The sequence below is a fragment of the Streptococcus suis genome, assembly GCA_022354845.1.
Lineage (GTDB): Bacteria > Bacillota > Bacilli > Lactobacillales > Streptococcaceae > Streptococcus > Streptococcus suis_AA.
This window is the reverse complement of the sequence record CP031970.1, coordinates 56,968-73,966: the sequence shown is the minus strand read 5'-3', so window position 1 is coordinate 73,966 and position 16,999 is coordinate 56,968. Positions and strand designations below refer to the sequence as shown.

The 16,999-nt window shown below is 39.4% G+C and carries 16 protein-coding genes; 4 read left to right on the top strand and 12 right to left on the bottom strand.

The annotated features are described in order from the left end of the window. Positions 1 to 42 precede the first annotated feature (42 nt). The 7 genes from mutL to ruvB all read right to left on the bottom strand — a co-directional run bounded on the left by mutL (position 43) and on the right by ruvB (position 8,647). Positions 43 to 1,980, bottom strand: a complete 1,938-nt coding sequence (mutL, locus tag D2A30_00420) for a DNA mismatch repair endonuclease MutL (protein ID ULL20202.1) — start codon at positions 1,978 to 1,980, stop codon at positions 43 to 45. A 117-nt stretch (positions 1,981 to 2,097) separates the two neighbouring features. After that, positions 2,098 to 3,618 (bottom strand): quinol oxidase, encoded by a 1,521-nt coding sequence (locus D2A30_00415; protein ULL20201.1) that lies wholly within the window; start codon positions 3,616 to 3,618, stop codon positions 2,098 to 2,100. A 167-nt stretch (positions 3,619 to 3,785) separates the two neighbouring features. Then, positions 3,786 to 5,021 carry a bifunctional folylpolyglutamate synthase/dihydrofolate synthase gene (locus D2A30_00410; GenBank protein ULL20200.1) on the bottom strand — a complete coding sequence of 412 codons (1,236 nt, stop codon included), beginning with the start codon at positions 5,019 to 5,021 and terminating at the stop codon, positions 3,786 to 3,788. A 208-nt stretch (positions 5,022 to 5,229) separates the two neighbouring features. Further along, entirely contained in the window at positions 5,230 to 6,132 is a 903-nt protein-coding gene (locus tag D2A30_00405) for an XRE family transcriptional regulator (GenBank protein ULL20199.1), read from the bottom strand. A gap of 154 nt (positions 6,133 to 6,286) precedes the next feature. Then, the gene (locus D2A30_00400) at positions 6,287 to 6,901 is read right to left on the bottom strand and encodes an HAD family hydrolase (GenBank protein ULL20198.1); all 615 of its coding nucleotides are present in this window, start codon (positions 6,899 to 6,901) and stop codon (positions 6,287 to 6,289) included. 1 nt (position 6,902) lies between these two features. Next, entirely contained in the window at positions 6,903 to 7,649 is a 747-nt protein-coding gene (locus tag D2A30_00395) for a GNAT family N-acetyltransferase (protein ULL20197.1), read from the bottom strand. Beyond that, positions 7,649 to 8,647: a Holliday junction branch migration DNA helicase RuvB gene (ruvB, locus tag D2A30_00390; protein ULL20196.1), complete on the bottom strand. Its 999-nt coding sequence runs from the start codon at positions 8,645 to 8,647 to the stop codon at positions 7,649 to 7,651. The genes D2A30_00395 and ruvB overlap by 1 nt, the downstream gene beginning before the upstream one ends. A 127-nt stretch (positions 8,648 to 8,774) precedes the next feature. Here ruvB and D2A30_00385 point away from each other — a divergent pair, with 127 nt between their 5' ends. Genes D2A30_00385 through D2A30_00370 form a run of 4 tightly spaced genes read left to right on the top strand, consistent with a single transcriptional unit; the run spans position 8,775 to position 11,725 of the window. After that, positions 8,775 to 9,434 (top strand): amino acid ABC transporter permease, encoded by a 660-nt coding sequence (locus tag D2A30_00385; GenBank protein ULL21959.1) that lies wholly within the window; start codon positions 8,775 to 8,777, stop codon positions 9,432 to 9,434. Beyond that, on the top strand, positions 9,415 to 10,092 hold the full coding sequence (locus D2A30_00380; protein ULL20195.1) for an amino acid ABC transporter permease: 678 nt from the start codon (positions 9,415 to 9,417) through the stop codon (positions 10,090 to 10,092). The genes D2A30_00385 and D2A30_00380 overlap by 20 nt, the downstream gene beginning before the upstream one ends. A 4-nt stretch (positions 10,093 to 10,096) precedes the next feature. Beyond that, positions 10,097 to 10,843 carry an amino acid ABC transporter ATP-binding protein gene (locus D2A30_00375; protein ULL20194.1) on the top strand — a complete coding sequence of 249 codons (747 nt, stop codon included), beginning with the start codon at positions 10,097 to 10,099 and terminating at the stop codon, positions 10,841 to 10,843. A gap of 12 nt (positions 10,844 to 10,855) precedes the next feature. Beyond that, on the top strand, positions 10,856 to 11,725 hold the full coding sequence (locus D2A30_00370) for an amino acid ABC transporter substrate-binding protein (protein ID ULL20193.1): 870 nt from the start codon (positions 10,856 to 10,858) through the stop codon (positions 11,723 to 11,725). Between the two features lie 360 nt (positions 11,726 to 12,085). Here the strand turns inward: D2A30_00370 and D2A30_00365 are convergent, their stop codons facing one another. From D2A30_00365 to D2A30_00345, 5 genes are all read right to left on the bottom strand, one after another. Next, positions 12,086 to 12,277, bottom strand: coding sequence for a bacteriocin leader domain-containing protein (locus D2A30_00365; GenBank protein ULL20192.1), 192 nt, complete (start codon positions 12,275 to 12,277; stop codon positions 12,086 to 12,088). Between the two features lie 16 nt (positions 12,278 to 12,293). Then, the gene (locus D2A30_00360; protein ULL21958.1) at positions 12,294 to 12,485 is read right to left on the bottom strand and encodes a hypothetical protein; all 192 of its coding nucleotides are present in this window, start codon (positions 12,483 to 12,485) and stop codon (positions 12,294 to 12,296) included. Positions 12,486 to 12,494: 9 nt separating this feature from the next. Further along, complete coding sequence (locus D2A30_00355; protein ID ULL20191.1) at positions 12,495 to 12,674, bottom strand: class IIb bacteriocin, lactobin A/cerein 7B family; 180 nt, start codon at positions 12,672 to 12,674, stop codon at positions 12,495 to 12,497. 387 nt (positions 12,675 to 13,061) lie between these two features. Next, a complete protein-coding gene (locus D2A30_00350) occupies positions 13,062 to 14,414 on the bottom strand; it encodes a bacteriocin secretion accessory protein (GenBank protein ULL20190.1) in 1,353 nt (450 codons plus the stop codon). Positions 14,415 to 14,425: 11 nt separating this feature from the next. After that, positions 14,426 to 16,579, bottom strand: coding sequence for a peptide cleavage/export ABC transporter (locus D2A30_00345; GenBank protein ULL20189.1), 2,154 nt, complete (start codon positions 16,577 to 16,579; stop codon positions 14,426 to 14,428). Positions 16,580 to 16,999: the final 420 nt, after the last annotated feature.

Below are 16,999 nucleotides of genomic sequence, written 5' to 3'. Positions count from 1 at the left end.
CAAATCAAGTCAACAAGGTCTGATGTTAATATTCGAAGAGTATTAATACTTGCCCAATTCTCGCAAACTCGTGTGATTTTCCTGAATGCGACGGAACATTTTTTCCATATCCGATTTGCTAAAATGCACTAAAACTGGACGACCGTGCGGGCAGTTATAGGGGTTTTGGCAGTAAGACAATTGTCTCAATAAATCACGCGCCGAATAATCATCCAAAGCATGGTTGGCCTTGATTGACCGTTTACAAGACATCATGATAGCCAGTTCTGCCCGATACTGCTTGATTGACACCCGATCCGTCAAGAGCAACATGTCACACATCTCATAGATGCCAGACTCAATCTCCTCTTCCTTCATCCAAATAGGATGTTCACGCAGAATAAATTGATTAGCTCCATATTCTTCTAAGTTGACACCAACTTGACGAAGAGCATCCATTTTGTGGACAAGGTTAAGGGCATCATTCTGCGGAAATTCAAAAATATACGGCACCAATAACTGTTGAGCTGAATTGTCAACCTGTCCAATTTTCTCACGATAGTATTCGTATTTGACCCGCTCTTGTGCAGCATGCTGGTCAATGATATAAAGTCCTGTCTTACCTTGCGCAAATAAATACGTCCCATGCATTTGACCAAAATATTCTAACTCTGGAAATGTCGAGGTTTCCTCCTGGTCTAATTTATGTGCCAGTTTTGCCAATTCTTTTGCACTTAGATTAGGATGCTCCTGATCTTCTGATTCCACCGACTGACGTTCTGCAAATTGAACAGATGTAGGTCTATTTTCGACAGGCGACTCAACAATCTCTTGCCTATCCTCTTCGAGAGGTTTGACATCCTCAGCGACCACGTCTGGTTTTAAGAAGAAGTCTTGCTTAATCGTATCATAATAGATTTTTGGCTCTTTGAGTGGTAAGGTGCCTTGCTCTGCTTTTACTTTTGGTCGAGTACTTGACTGAGCTAAATTCTCAAGAGCATCTGGTATCAAGTCCTGCTCTTTAAGCGCTTGACTAATCGCCTCTCGAATCAAGGCCATGAGTTCTTTTTCCTTGGAGATACGAACTTCCTGCTTGGTCGGATGCACATTGACATCAGCAAGATAGGGGTCAATTTCTATAGAAATGACTGCCAGCGGAAAGCGTCCAACCATCAACTTACTGCCATAACCTTCCAAAATCGCTCGATTAAGCAAAAAATTCTTGATATAGCGACCATTGATGAAAATGGAAATGTAGTTGCGGTTGGCACGAGTCAACTCTGGCAAAGAAACATAACCTGAAATCTGAAAATCCAGGTCTTCGGCCTCAATTTCAACCATTTTTTTGGCAGAAGCAATCCCATAAATCCCTGAAATTGCCTGACGAAGTTTCCCTGTCCCTGCAGTTCTAATTAATTCTCGTCCTTCGTTTACTAAGGCAAAAGCTATTTCCGGATGAGCTAGACTCAATCGATTTACAACATCAACAATATGTGATAATTCAGCCTGTTGACTGCGAACGTATTTGAGACGAGCAGGGGTATTGTAAAATAATTCTGAAACTGTAATCTGTGTGCCAACCGGACGACTAACTGGCTCCTCTTTCTCGATGACACCACCTTTGGCCTCTAATCGTAGACCATGCGAATGATTTGTAGTTGCAGTCTCAATAACCACCTGACTGACAGAAGCAATGGAAGGCAGAGCTTCTCCACGAAAACCGAGGGTGCGAATACGAAACAAATCCGATTGACTTTTTATCTTACTGGTGGCGTGACGGCGGATGGCAAGCGCTACTTCATCAGGGGCAATTCCCTCACCGTTATCCGTGATTTGAATCATTTTAAGGCCAGCCTCTTCAACACTAATTTCAATCTGACTAGCCCCTGCGTCAATGGAATTTTCCACCAACTCCTTAACCACACTGGCTGGTCGCTCAATGACCTCGCCAGCCGCAATCTGGTTGGCTAGTATTTCTGGTAGTTCAATAATATGTGACATCATTTCTCCTACATTCTTTTGATAATTTTTCCTGAGTACTTATTTTTCCATTATACCACATATCCACTTTCCCTCCTTTTCCAAGATAAGCTAAAGAAAAAATGACTGCCTGAGCAATCATTCATTCTTTTGATAAATAATAAAATGGTCTGTTGTTTGAATAGCTTTATATTGAGATTCGAGAATTGTTTTCACCTTGTCTAACATGGAAATATATTTATTTACAACCACGTATTTTGATTCACTCTTATTTAAGTCGTATATCAAACTATTCACATTTTCATCTGTATTTAGAAATGGCTCTGCTGTCGTTATCGTCGCTGCCGATAAGCGCTGGCTTGAAATGTAAACACCTGCACTATTATCCCAAGCATAAACTTTGTCTGAGTTTTCTGTTTGGCTACTGATGTACTGGGCAACTTCTTGACGATCGGCTCTTAAATCTCCTTGAACTGAATAAATATAGGCAGGTTGTGCAAGAATTCCTAATCCAATAAATACAGGTAGAAAGAAATGACGACGCGCATAACTACTATTAGTATCCTCATATTCCTCCTGAGTAAGTATTACCGCCATCACAAATCCATATGGCAAAAGTAGGACCAATTGACTCCACTGAAAATGTGCACTTCCAACGATGAAAATTAATTGGATAATGAATACTAGTAACATTAAGACCTTAATGTAAGTATATTTTTCTTGTCTAAATGAAAATAAGGTTTGGATGGCATTTTTTACAAATCCAGACAGTAGGAGGAAAAGAATGACAATTGTCAAATCCATAAGTACTGTCGCATGTTGAAAATCTAAACGAAGATTATATAAAAATGTCTGCTGAATTGCTGTTCCTAAAACTTGTGCTTCAAATGCATAATACCCGACCGAATACAAAATAAGCAGAAATCCAAAAAGAGCTGCCAATAATTGGTAAAATCCGCGAGCCATCTGATGGTGCTGAACATTGTAGACAACTAAAACTATACCTGCTACTACCCAAAGAATTAAGCTTTTCGGATAGATAAGAAAAACGAGGGCGGCATCTACGCCATAAAGAATAAATGCTTCGTCAGTCACTGCGTTCTCAAAGTAACGAACTAAAAACCAGATACTGGTTAAAATGAAAGGGAGGGCAAACATCTCAGCATACAATCCTCCGAAGCCAAGAGCAAAGATGAATATATAAAACCAATGGCTTGCACTAAGGGCAACTTTTTCGGACCGGCTAAAATAAGCAATAATCTTATAAAAATAGACTCCTGCTATCAGCAATGCGATGAATTGGAGAACGCCAAAAATGATAAAATTTCCACCCACATTCCCTAATAAGGCCAATAAGTAAAATAATAAACCACTTGTTCCAAAAAAATCACCGTATGGAATTTGGCCCTTCATCATGGCCATTCCTGCATATAAATTCTGAGTCTGTATGTTGGTCGCAAACGATGTTAGCAACGGGTTTACTACGCTACAAAAACTTAAGACAATACTCCAGACAAGCGCTGGCCAAATCTTTGTTTTTAATATTGTCTTACCAAATTCTTTGTTTAGCTTAACTGACTGCTTACGTGATGCTCTACGGCTACGTCGATAGGTTGCTTCGTGATCAACGACCTCAGAAACTATTTCTAATTCTGTCATTTTTTTCTCCTCAGATTTGCTTTTCTCATTATATCAAAAAGCCCTCCCAATGTCATTTCTTATCGGGAGTTCTAAACATTTTTCACTCCATGCTAATCCGCAAAAAATAAGGCTCTTTGGCGTTTTTTGTTCCTTTGAGAAGCTTTTTTCTACAATGTTCAACCGTTCTATTTGAAAAGTTTCTTATTTATAAACTTCCGACGAACTTCCGATATAAAGTAAAGGGAACCTGTGATAATCAAAATCCCTTGCCCATCAGATTGCCACTTCTCAATAAATTGTTGATAATCCGCAACAAAGTCTCGATCTTGTTGATTCTTCTCGGACAAGGCACCGTCATAAGCAAAGCTAGTCAAAATAAGGGGAACATGAGGCAGTCTTTTCTCTAACAACCCCAACATTTCTTGAAAGTCCTTACGCCGAAGGGCTGAAAAGAGAATAGTAACAGGTTCTTCTTGTTCTTGAATAAATTCAACCAGACGTTCGATAGCTGGGACATTGTGGGCTCCATCCAAATAGATTTTTGGCTCTTGAGCAACCAATTCCAAACGACCAGGCCAGCTGGTTTGGGCAAGGGCTTTTTGAATCAACTGAGGTTGAATGTCTTTTTGGATATTGGTCATATAGAGTAGAAAAGTTTGTAGGGCTACGGCCGCATTCTCTTCTTGATGATGGCCAGCCAGACCCAAAACCAATTCTGACAGGTCGATGGCCGGATTGCTGAACTGTCCTGTTTTATAGGTGAATTCCTGACCAAATTGGTAGACAGGTGCTTGATTGTCAAGGGCAATTTGGCGACAGATAGCTGTGGTTTCTGGAGAAAGTGGTCCTAGGACGACAGGCACGTTTTCCTTGATAATCCCTGCTTTCTGCTCTGCTATTTCCCTTAAGGTCGAGCCTAGTAAATCCTGATGGTCCATGCCGATGGAGATGATAACGCTTAGGGCTGGTGCCACGACATTGGTCGTATCCAAAAGCCCTCCGATGCCCACCTCTACTAGTGCCACATCGGGTTGTTGAGCTTCGAAATAGAGGAACATAATGAGCACCATGACCTCAAAATAGCGAAAAGGCTCATAACGAGCGGCGATTTCCTGCTCCAAGTCGTAGACTTTCTGTAAATAATTCTGAAAATCATGGTCTGAAATGGGCTCGCTGTCAATACAAATCCTGTCGTGCACACTCACCATGTGGGGGGATACAAAACTTCCAACACGCATACCATGTGCCTGAAATAGATGGCGCATAAAGGCAATGGTCGATCCCTTGCCATTGGTTCCAGCAACATGAATGACCGGAACTGCAAACTGGGGATTCCCTAGCAGTTCTAGGGCATACTCAATCTTTTCCATCTTGTAATGAAACACCTGACCCTGTTTGGTGTTTAACCAATTTTCTAACATAGCCACCTCCTACATACTGTCTAGTATAACAAAAAAGCTAACTACGTAGTCAGCTTTTTATGACATATTTTACAATCCCCACCAGCCAAGCCAACCAGTACCAAACACACAGATTGATTTTAAAACTGTAATCACTAGCTATCTCCTTTAAACTTTTTTTTATTATAGTTTAATGGAAGCTAAGTAAAGTTAACAGGACATTTTTGTCCTAAAGTCGTGAATCCTCTTCCCAGTCTTCTTTAATTTTGTGAACTAGATAATCATTTCCAATTAGCTTCGCAAAAAGGGTAGCTTCTTCAAAGTAACTCTGTGCGGCATCTCTGTTCTTATTAACGTGGAGCTCGTATTTCCACTTCAATAAGTTTAAAATAGGTTTCTTTTGAAAATCTTGAGTTAAAACCATTATTTTATCTAAAGCATCAAAAAGAGACGGGATTTTCTCATAGTCTTCTCGATCTCCTAAAATCCCTATTGAGATTAATATAACATCCCTTAGAATAAATAACTCTTTTGAATCCATTACCTCCTGTTGATTAGGCAGGTGGGTAATAAGTGAGGAAAAATAGTGATAGATTGTTGCGTCAGTGTCCCTATCTCTAATATGCTCAAGGTATAGTCGAATGATTAACAAGTCATTTATCGAATACTTTTCTTTACGATGAACTTGTTCAAAATAATCGTCCAAAATCTCTTTGCCAAATTGATTAGACCGTGTTTCAAATACATCAATTGTAGACTGAAAAGCATCAATAGCTATTTTTTCTTCTTCTGGGAGCTCATCGTAATATTCATCATAAATGATTGTCAACATTTGATCGCGTTGTTCTACCAAAAATTGGTCTCCATAGGTAGGAGTTCGTAATACCTCATATTTTAGACGCGAATAGCGTTCCGGAAGTTGGACATAATCCGGCATAAGCTCATATAAACCCATATTCAACCTGCTTGCTATAAAACCTATCTTTGAAAAAGTTGGTTTGCATTGTCCCGCTTCTATACGACTCAATTGACGAACAGATAATTCTAGTTCATCTTCACAGAATTCTTCACGCGTAATTGCTAATTTCTCCCGTAAATATCTCACACGTTGCCCAAATTCCTTATCGTTCACAGATTCTTCTCCTAAATTTATTTTTGTATATTATAACAAATTTGTTAATAATTTCACAATATATTTCTGACTTCTACAGCCTGATACCGTTAACAATATGAATAGAACGAACGATGTGCACATAAAAATAGAGGCTGAGATATACACTCCGCCTCTAACTAAAATTTAGCTCCACAATCTCCTGTAAATTGGTGATCTTTTTGTTCTCTTTTATCCCGTCAATCTGCAAGTTGATACTGTGTATTCCCGCATGAATAGCTGTCTCCACATCAAGCCGACGGTCACCAATATAGTAAGTATGTTCCTTTTCCAGACCGTACTTGTCTATGAGAAATAGCAGAGCTTCTGGACTTGGTTTGCGGGCAAAGCCAGAATCGCTTGTCAAGATTTCTGTGAAATGGTGTCGGACGCCCAAATCTTCCAACACCTGAAAGGCATTGTCACTCTTATGGGTATAGACAAAATTTTGTATCCCTTGCTCCACAGTCCAATCTAAAATATCACGCGCACCAGTCATCAAAGGAATTTGCGTATTTTTCTCCTTCAAGGAAGTCGCTCGTACACGGTTGAGTTCATCACTATTCAGACCATACTTATCTGCATCACGCACCAGCAAGTCTTTAACAGAATAACGGAGAATATATTTTCTCACCTCTTTACGGTCAAAAGGAAGACCAAACTGCTCATAAGTTTCTTGAATTCCAGCCAATATCGCCTCATAGGAATCCAACAGTGTTCCGTCCAAATCCCAAATAAATGTCGGTATCATCTTATCTCCATTCATATGCTCGATAGGGCTTGTCCAATTGGTAACCCAATTGTTCAGCTAGTTTCAAGGATGTCAAGGTGTGGGCATCCCAGCTTGGATAGAGTCCGCGGTCTAAACAAGCTAAAATTAACTGAGCCGCACAGGCTTTTGCCAAACCCAGACCTCGATAGTCTTCCCTAGTATCCACTTCTATCTCAATCCCAGCTGAATAGCTGGCATAGGATGAAGCCCCTGAGACCACCTGTCCCTTATGCAAGATGACATATCCCAGACCCAAGTCCAAAAATTGTTCCACATCTATATAATTTCCCACCAAATCCCGTGACCATTCCTCTACCAGACAAGCCTCGTACAGATTACGGTCAATCCGTTTCATATCAAAGCTTTCAGGCAAGTCATCAACCAGTTTCTGTAAATACCCAAGGTCAAACTCAGTGTCCTTTTTCGTAGCATAGCGGGTAAAGGACCGAATCCCGTCTCCGTAAGTCCCTTCTATCAAGTCAGACCAGTTTTGGTTTTGAGGGACTAGAATCATATCCTTACCTTCGCAGATTTTTAGCAAGTCTCGATGTGGCTGGCCAGCTAAAAAAACAAAGAAGCTCTGCCGTCCATAAAGAGCTAGAGCTGACTGGGGCGACTGACTATCATCAACATAAACTTGCCCCATTGTGCCTTCTAAACAGGACCAAATGATGGTTTCTGGCCAATTTCCAAATAAGCTAGCTATATGGTTCATCTGCTCTGCCATTATTTTTCCCTATAAGGATAGCCCAAATGCTCGTAGGCTTTGGCGGTCGCGACCCGCCCCGTCCGGGTCCGCATGAGGAAACCTTTCTGAATTAGGTAGGGTTCGTACATATCCTCCACTGTTTCGCGCTCTTCAGCGATATTGACCGAAAGGGTATTGAGACCGACGGGACCACCGCCATACATCTCAATCATGGTACGGAGAATCTTTTGATCCACATAGTCCAACCCTTCACGGTCCACATCTAACATCGTTAAGGCTTTATCAGTGATCGTTTCGTCAATCAACCCATCTCCCATTATCTGGGCAAAATCCCGTACCCGCTTCAGGAGGCGATTAGCAATACGAGGGGTCCCACGTGATCGACGAGCCAATTCAATTGCTGCCTCATGAGTAATCTCCATCTCAAAGATATCCGCTGTGCGCTCAACTATCTCAGTCAAATCAGCCAACTCATAATACTCCATGTGACTAGAAATACCAAAACGAGCCCGCAGTGGATTGGATAACATCCCTGCACGTGTGGTAGCACCAATCAAAGTAAAAGGTGGTAAGTCCAAGTGTACAGAGCGATTCGCTTCCCCGGTTCCAATCATAATATCAATGTAAAAATCCTCCATGGCACTGTAGAGAATTTCCTCAACAGCCATCGGCATACGATGAATTTCGTCGATAAAGAGAACATCTCCCGGTTCCAAATCATTGAGTAATGCAACCAAATCGCCAGCTTTCTCAATAACAGGTCCGCTGGTCTGCTTGATATTAACTCCCAACTCATTGGCAATAACAAAAGCCATGGTGGTCTTACCCAACCCTGGAGGTCCAAAAAGAAGAGTGTGGTCTAAGGCTTCATCGCGTAATTTGGCAGCTTCAATAAAAATTTTCAGCTGATCCTTGACCTTGTCTTGTCCAATATATTCATTTAATTTTTGCGGACGTAAGGTACGCTCAACGTATTCCTCGTCCTGCATCGGTTCCATATCTAAAATTCTTGTCATACCTCTATTATAACATAGCAAATTGACTGATAGGAAAAACTTATAGCCCTCTTTAAAAAAACAAATTTTTCAAGAAGTAGTATCCGTGTTACTATAAATTAAATACTTCACAAAGGAGGTGAATCTTCTGGATTGGATCTTTATTCGAGAATCTGTCCCACTCTATCAAGAGGCATTCATTCTAACGATCAGACTCGCATTCTTCGGGATTATAGGCGCTTTGGGCTTGGGTTTGATTATTAGTATCATCCGTTATTACCGTATTCCAGTTTTTCAACAGATTTCTACAGCTTATGTTGAATTGTCACGAAATACCCCCTTGGTCATTCAACTTTTCTTCCTCTACTATGGTTTACCGAGATTGGGAATTGTGCTGGATGCTGAAGTCTGTGCCATTGCTGGTTTGATTTTTCTTGGTGGTTCTTACATGGCAGAATCTTTCCGCAGTGGCTTTGAAGCTATCAAGAAAAGTCAGATAGAAATCGGAGCTAGTTTGGGGCTAACAAATTGGCAAATTTTCCTATATATTTTGCTACCTCAATCACTAGCTATCGCCTTGCCTTCATTTAGTGCTAATATTATCTTTCTAATAAAAGAAACTTCCGTCTTCTCCATTATTGCCTTGGCCGACCTTATGTACGTCGCTCAAGATTTGATCGGACTACAATACGAAACTGACGAAGCCCTCTTTCTCCTAGTGAGTTCCTATTTAATCATCTTGCTACCGCTTTCGCTCTTCTTCTATTATCTTGAAAGGAGGATTCGCCATGCAGGATATGGGCATTAAAGTCTTACTAGAGGGGAATAATTTGCAACGACTATTAGTCGGACTGAGTGTCACACTCTGGATTTCCTTTCTCTCCATTGGCATTTCAAGCGTTGCAGGGCTATTAGTAGGAATCATCATGACATCAAAAAATAGACTGATAGTATGGATATTCAGAATTTACTTAGAAACCATTCGAATTGTTCCACAGCTGGTTCTACTCTTCCTTTTCTACTTTGGATTAGCACGGGGATTCAATATCAATATTTCAGGTGAATTGGCCGCGATTATAGTATTCTCACTTTGGGGGACAGCTGAAATGGGAGATTTAGTTCGAGGAGCCATCACTTCTCTACCTAAACACCAATTCGATAGCGGATTAGCATTGGGGTTAAGCAAACGAAGTCTCTATCGCTATGTCATCATTCCTCAAGTTCTACGCAGACTACTCCCACAGGCAATTAACTTGGTCACCCGCATGATTAAGACCAGCTCCTTGGTTATCCTCATTGGCGTGGTTGAGGTAAATAAAATCGGGCAACAGATTATTGATTTTTACAGGACTAGCTCTCCAAGCGTGTCCTTATGGATTTACGGAGTGATTTTCTGTATTTACTTTATGATTTGTTTCCCAATATCTGCATTTTCTCGCTATCTTGAATCGATTTGGAAGGAGTGAAGTCGTGAGTCAACCAGTCTTAGAATTACAAAATATTACTAAAAATTTTGGTCAGCAAACCATTCTCAACCATCTTTCCTTATCCGTTAAGGAAGGGGAAGTCGTCGTCATCTTAGGCCCCTCTGGTTGTGGGAAGAGTACACTACTACGCTGTATTAACAAGCTGGAAAGCATTCAAGAGGGCGATATTTTACTAGATGGCCAATCTATTCTGTCTGGAACACTTTCTCTACAGGATATTCGGCAAAAAATCGGTATGGTTTTTCAAGATTATGAATTATTCCCACACATGGATGTCTTGCAAAATCTGACCCTTGCTCCTGTCAAAGCCTTAAAACGAAAAAAAGAAGAGGTCCAAGCAGAAGCCGAGACCTTGCTAAAACGGGTAGGACTAGAGCATAAAAAACATAGCTATGCCAGAGAATTATCTGGCGGGCAAAAGCAACGGGTAGCTATCATTCGTTCCCTGCTGATGCATCCTGAAATATTATTATTTGATGAAGTCACTGCTTCTCTTGACCCAGAAATGGTTCGGGAAGTCTTGGTTCTCATCAATGATTTGGCAAAAGAAGGACGGACCATGCTGATTGTGACGCATGAAATGGAATTCGCACGCGCCATTGCTGACCGCATCATTTTCATGGACAAAGGAGAAATTATCGAAGAAAATACCGTTCAGAATTTCTTCCAACATCCACAAACGCAACGGGCTCAAGCCTTTCTAACAACTTTTGACTTTAATCATTTTTAAAAGGAGAATTTTATGAAAATCTTTAAACCTATTTTTGCTATTTTTAGTGTCTTAGCTGCAGTTATTTTAGTTGCCTGCAGTAATGCAAACAGTTCTTCAACTAGTTCCAGCAGTTCCACAAGCGGGGCAACCGCACGTACTCTTGAAGAAATCAAAGAAAGTGGAACAGTCAAGATCGGTGTTTTCAGTGACAAGAAACCATTTGGCTATGTGGATGCAAATGGTGAATACCAAGGATATGACGTCTATCTAGGCAACCGTTTGGCAAAAGAATTGGGCGTCGAGGTAGAATACGTCCCTGTCGAAGCCGCAAACCGTGTGGAGTATCTCACTTCTGCCAAGGTTGACATCATCCTAGCCAATTTTACAGTAACAGATGAGCGAAAAGAACAAGTAGACTTCGCCCTTCCTTACATGAAAGTATCCCTCGGTATCGTGTCTCCTAGCTCTGCTGTCATCACTGATCCAGAACAACTCAATGGTAAAACTCTCATCGTCAGCAAAGGTACCACAGCTGAACTTTATTTCGAAGAGAATTATCCAGAAGTCAAACTTCAAAAATACAACCAATACAGCGAAGCCTATGCTGCCCTCTTAGACGGACGTGGCGATGCCATGAGTACAGACAATACCGAAGTTCTCGCATGGGCCTTGGAAAACAAAGGTTTCGAAGTTGGTGTAAAAGCTCTAGGAGATGTAGACACTATCGCTCCTGCCGTCCAAAAAGGAAATACCGAATTACTTGATTTCATCAACCAAACAATTGAAAAACTTGGTGAGGAAGAATTCTTCCATAAAGCCTACCAAGAAACTCTTCAACCAGTATATGGTGATGCTGCTCAAGCTGATGATCTTGTTGTAGAAGGTGGAGTTATTAAATAATTTTTTACACAAAAAGGCGCAAATGCGCCCTTTTTAGTTTATCCAATCCTCTTATCTCCTTCCTTCACTATGCTTTTAAAGGACAAAAACAGCTGACGGGAGACTGTCAGCTATCTCGGAGATTATATGAAAAAGATATGCCAGCCGTTTGAGCTTTAGCTCTTACGGATGACGATACTGAAAGTGATGAGCTATTTCTAGCTTGGATTTAGTATAACTCGCCAAGCTTAAGGGAAACTAAATTGAATAGTTGAGCTTATTTTTTTTATTTACGCTCCTGTCTTATATCCTTTTTCAAGTTTTTTATTTTAAGATACAGCCTGCTACTCTTCACTTTTCCATTTTTGAATCAATACACGATTAATAAAATGCATTATACCAATTACGACCAAAGCTTTTTCCTGCATTATAAATACTACCAAAAGCTCGAGTTGCATAATCTACTAACTTATCAACATCAACTTTAAAATTATAACTACCACCACTTACATATTGTAAATCAGTATCACTTAGACACAGGAACTGATTTTCCAGTTTTCCAAAATTATTCATTGCTTATTTTCCTTTCCTACCTAAACATTGCATTGTAAACATAGCGACCAAAGTCTTTCCCAGCAGAATAAACTGGTCCTAACACCAGTGTTGCTAGGCAATATACAAGAATAACGCCTGCAATAAAAGTAACTATTTTTACAACAGGAGATTGTTGATCATAAAGCTGATTCAGCTTTTGAAACCCTAAGTCAATCGACTGCAGCATATTCCCCATCTAGTAGCCTCTTCGTTTCGCTTTCGCTTCAAAAGCACCATCTAATGCTCCAAAAATATAGGTTCCAGCAATTGCAACACCACTTGCTATTGCAACTCCTAAAAAGATGCTACCTCCTGAAGAATCTTGTAGTTGCTCATCCATTACCAATGGATACTTCATTTCTAATTCACCAAACATCTATTTTTTCCTCCTTATTATTTGTAATATATCTGTGTTGATTTTTAATCAGATTACAATCTGCTCTCTGAGCTATCTTACTCGACAACTGGAGGCCCGTTAATTGATATTGAATTGATGAATTGTGTTTTCAAGCAAATATTTGGTATGTTACGCCCTTGCACATTACATACATACCTCAGTATATCCTTCCCCTCCTTTCCATTCATTGTGACATGTGAAGGATAGCTCCCTCACTTTAATTATTCGTAAACAAACCACAATTTTTCCTTAATATCATTTATTACTACTCAATGAGAATGAAATTCACTAACTTCAAAGCGCGGAATCTTTCACGACTAGTATAAAAAGGGCATGTCTATCAATCTGATAGACATGCCCCTTCTTCTATTCCTTACCTAAAAATTCATCTATGAAATATTGAAAATACGTCTTCTTACCTGTAATCACGACAAATTGGCCTTCCATTCCATACCTCAATTGTTCAGCCATTTCTGTTGATATTCTGGTTTCTGCTTCAACTTTGAAAAAATTACCAGCTTCCGTTTGAATGGCAGTACTTGCAATTTCTGATATGTTGGACTGCAGTGCTAGTCGCTTAACTCCCTTCCCTTGTATTGAAAACTGGATATTATCCTTTAATGAGATGCTTGCAATATCTTTCGAAGGAATATATGCTGTAATCTTCATTTTCTTAGCTTCCATTAGAACTGGATAAACATCTGCAATAATTGTTCCTTCTGGAATCATCATTGAGCCCTCAACTTCTGTATTTAAATGAACGACCCCTGCCTGATCAGCAATAATTTTTGTCTTATCCATTGCTTGTTTTTGAACCGTAAGTGTCGCTTCTAGTTCTCTTAATTGAGAAGACAACAAGGTCATTTCCTGACCAACCTTGGTTAAATATTGAGCTTTCAACGATGCCGACTGACTATCCAAGCTATTCGTATACGATTGTTGCACTCCTGCACTGGCATATTGCAATTTATAACTGGCCAGTTGAGTCTCTACTTGACTGATTTGATTATCGATTTGAGCGATGAATGATTCTTGACTGGCAACTGCATCCTCTGATTGTGCTACCTGATACTGTGCATAGATTGAATAGCCAACATTCTCCTCATCAATGACACCATCAGACCGAATGGCCCATTTCAATTCTCTATAGTCTGCTAAGGCTTTCTCCGTTTGATGCATTACTTTATCCAATTCCAATTGTGATTGTTTTGCAGCTTGATTTTGAGATGCAATCGTTACATTTTGTTGGTCAATCGTACTTGCCAATGTTTCTAATTGATAGCAATAATCCTTAAACATTTGAGAATAACCATATTGATCTTCTTTCTCAAATTGATTACTTCCCGATTCTAAACTTTTCTTCAAGACATTGAGTTGAGAAATCTGATTTTTCAAAACAGCTATGTTTTCTTTGATCTTGTCTTCTTGGATTTGCTCATTCTCTGATTGATATTCTACCAATAAATCTCCAACTGAAATCTCTTGATTTTCGAATAAATGATTCCTAAGAATCTGATGATTACTGATTGAGTGAATCTGTGCTAATCGTTGTACAGGTTCTACTGTTGCTCTTGTTGAAATGGTCATTTCTTTTTTTGCAACGATTGAAAAAAGAATGAGAAACAAAAACAATATACAACTAGGAATAATCACTCTACTGGCTGCATTATGATAACGTCTGTTGTAAAATTCTGCACTTTCTAACAGATGATGGTCCATATCTCACTCTCCTAACTATTTACTAAATATTCATAGAACCCTTGCTTGTCTAACAATTCCTTATGACTCCCTTGTTCTACAATTCTTCCCTTATCTAGCACAACAATATGTTCAGTACGCTCTGCAATGGTTAACCGATGTGCAATAAAAATTAGAGTTTTGTCCAATGACAATAGGTTGTCCACAATACGCTTCTCTGTCAAAATATCCAGACTACTGGTTGCCTCATCCAAAATCATAATAGGGGCATCCGTAAGAAGGGCACGCGCCAAGGCAATTCGCTGCCGTTGTCCACCGGAGATTCCAGCTCCATCAGAAGTCAATTCCGTTTGGTAATTCAGTGGCATTTTTTCAATATCTTCTCTAATACATGCCATTTCAACAGCCCACAAGATATCTTCTTGACTTGTTCCCTCTTTTGCACCTAGCAATAGATTTTCGAGAATTGTCCCATTAAAAACATAGGGTTGCTGTGGAAGATAATTAATATGCTGACGAAGTGTTTGCTTATCGATTTGATTAATGTTGACATTATTTAATCGAATCTCACCCTTGTAAGGGTCATAAAAATCCACCATCATTTTAGCCAACGTCGTCTTCCCAGAACCAGAAACTCCAACAAAGGAGACCTTTTCCCCTCGTTTAATTTTCAAATTAATATCTGTCAAAACATCCCTACCATAGCCATATTTATAATGCACTTTGTTGCATTCAATATCCCCCGAAAGTAACGAAAGGTCCGTCACGGATTTCTTTTCAGCAAATTCCGATTCAACCAAATAGACCTCGTTCAAGCGGGTATTGGCAACTTGAGCTGTCTGTAGTTTTGTTTGTAAATTGATTATATTTTCCAATGGATTCGTGAAATAGACCAATAACGTATTGAAGGTGATTAGCTGCCCCAAAGTCATTTTCTGATCCATAACAAGACAGGCTCCTAACCAAAGAATTGCTACATTTAATACGAGTTGGGCCAAGCGCTTTAACACTTTTTGCTGCCCTTCGGCCTTGTTGTATGCAAATGATTTTTGTAAATAATCTACAAATTCTCTATCAATTTTCTGATAACGTTGTTTCTCACTTGTCAATGATTTTATGGTTTCAATACCATTAATATCTTCAATAATAGACGAAGAAAGAATTGCATTACTTTCCATCACTTCTTGATTCATCTTTTCAAATGGTTTCATAAACGCAAAAATGATTATAGTATAGATTGGCAATGCCAATAAGGAAATAAAGAAAAGATAGACATTCTGACTAAACAGCACTACCGAAACAACCACAACAATAGATACATCCAAAAATATTGATAGAATGGTACTAGCTAAAGCATCAATAATAGAATTGGCATCTGTAAATCGTGAAACAATTTCCCCAGTTCGCCGAGTAGCAAAAAATGACATTGGTAGATGAAAAACATGTCTAATATAAGACAAAATCACATCAATAGAGAGTCGTTGCCCAAGAATGATTAATAAATACTCTTGGGAATAAGATAACAATTGTTGCAGGGCATAAACAACCACCAAACCGACTGAAATGACACCTAATGTTGTTTTCATCTGATTTGGAACATAAGTGTCAATAATGGATTGTAAATAATAGGAGCCCACAATGTTGATGAAAGTAACCAAGAGCGTTGCGAGAACAATATTTGTAATCAATCCCTTTTGTTTAGTCAACAATGGAATGAAAGAAAGTAACCCATGACTCTTCTCTTTATGAGGTTGATATTCCGGTTTGGGAGCCATGAATAGCGAAACTCCTGTCCACTCCTTTTCAAATTGTTCATGGGATAACTTTGTTAATTTCACTGATGGATCCGGGTCTGCAATATAGATATATTTCTTATCTGCCCCAATGACAACATAATAATGTAGTAACGTGCCATCTTTTACCACATGGGCAATGAAAGGATAGACCGCTTCCCTCATCGAAAACAAAGACATATCTGCCTTAATCGCACGCGTCTCAAACCCTAGCTCTTCAGCAACCTTTACTAAACCAAATGCTGTAGTGCCTTCCATAGTTGTCTTTGCCATTTCTCGCAAACTTGCTAAAGAATGATGAGAACGATAATATTCCAAAATCATAGCAAGCGCTGCTACACCACAGTCTCGTGTATCTACTTGTGCTCTATAATGACGTTTTCCAAATTTCATACCTATTCCCTTTTTCACCACAATTTTTGAGAAGAGCCTCCTCAATTAATTTATTCGTAAAAAAGAAAATGGAAAATGAAACAATCACTACTAGTTTTATTTGCTGAACTAGGATTAAGCCCAACAGAAGTAATAATCAGGATGAGAATATATTTGTCTTTTTTAATATCTTAGCCACTGACACATTTCCACCCTGGATTAATAACTATGGGTGACCAATAACGTTATTGTCAACTAGTCAACTCATTTCTAATGTATGATTTTATAAATAAAAATGAGAGGGAACTGAGCAAAAAGTCCAAAATAAACAAAACCGCCTGAAATCTTTCGCCTAAAAACGTTGATTTCATGCGGTTTATTATTTATAAAAGTTAAAAAAATATTAGTTGGATTTCGAATTTTTGCCCAGCCCCTTCCTTG

Coding starts and splice junctions, on each gene's coding strand:
- D2A30_00410 (ULL20200.1), bottom strand. CDS start 5,021: ATGTTAGAAAATTGGTTAAACACCAAACAGGGTCAGGTGTTTCATTAC.
- D2A30_00360 (ULL21958.1), bottom strand. CDS start 12,485: ATGCTGCAGTCGATTGACTTAGGGTTTCAAAAGCTGAATCAGCTTTAT.
- D2A30_00380 (ULL20195.1), top strand. CDS start 9,415: ATGCAGGATATGGGCATTAAAGTCTTACTAGAGGGGAATAATTTGCAA.
- D2A30_00400 (ULL20198.1), bottom strand. CDS start 6,901: ATGATACCGACATTTATTTGGGATTTGGACGGAACACTGTTGGATTCC.
- D2A30_00370 (ULL20193.1), top strand. CDS start 10,856: ATGAAAATCTTTAAACCTATTTTTGCTATTTTTAGTGTCTTAGCTGCA.
- D2A30_00350 (ULL20190.1), bottom strand. CDS start 14,414: ATGGACCATCATCTGTTAGAAAGTGCAGAATTTTACAACAGACGTTAT.
- D2A30_00345 (ULL20189.1), bottom strand. CDS start 16,579: ATGAAATTTGGAAAACGTCATTATAGAGCACAAGTAGATACACGAGAC.
- D2A30_00355 (ULL20191.1), bottom strand. CDS start 12,674: ATGTTTGGTGAATTAGAAATGAAGTATCCATTGGTAATGGATGAGCAA.
- mutL (ULL20202.1), bottom strand. CDS start 1,980: ATGTCACATATTATTGAACTACCAGAAATACTAGCCAACCAGATTGCG.
- ruvB (ULL20196.1), bottom strand. CDS start 8,647: ATGACAAGAATTTTAGATATGGAACCGATGCAGGACGAGGAATACGTT.
- D2A30_00395 (ULL20197.1), bottom strand. CDS start 7,649: ATGGCAGAGCAGATGAACCATATAGCTAGCTTATTTGGAAATTGGCCA.
- D2A30_00365 (ULL20192.1), bottom strand. CDS start 12,277: ATGAATAATTTTGGAAAACTGGAAAATCAGTTCCTGTGTCTAAGTGAT.
- D2A30_00415 (ULL20201.1), bottom strand. CDS start 3,618: ATGACAGAATTAGAAATAGTTTCTGAGGTCGTTGATCACGAAGCAACC.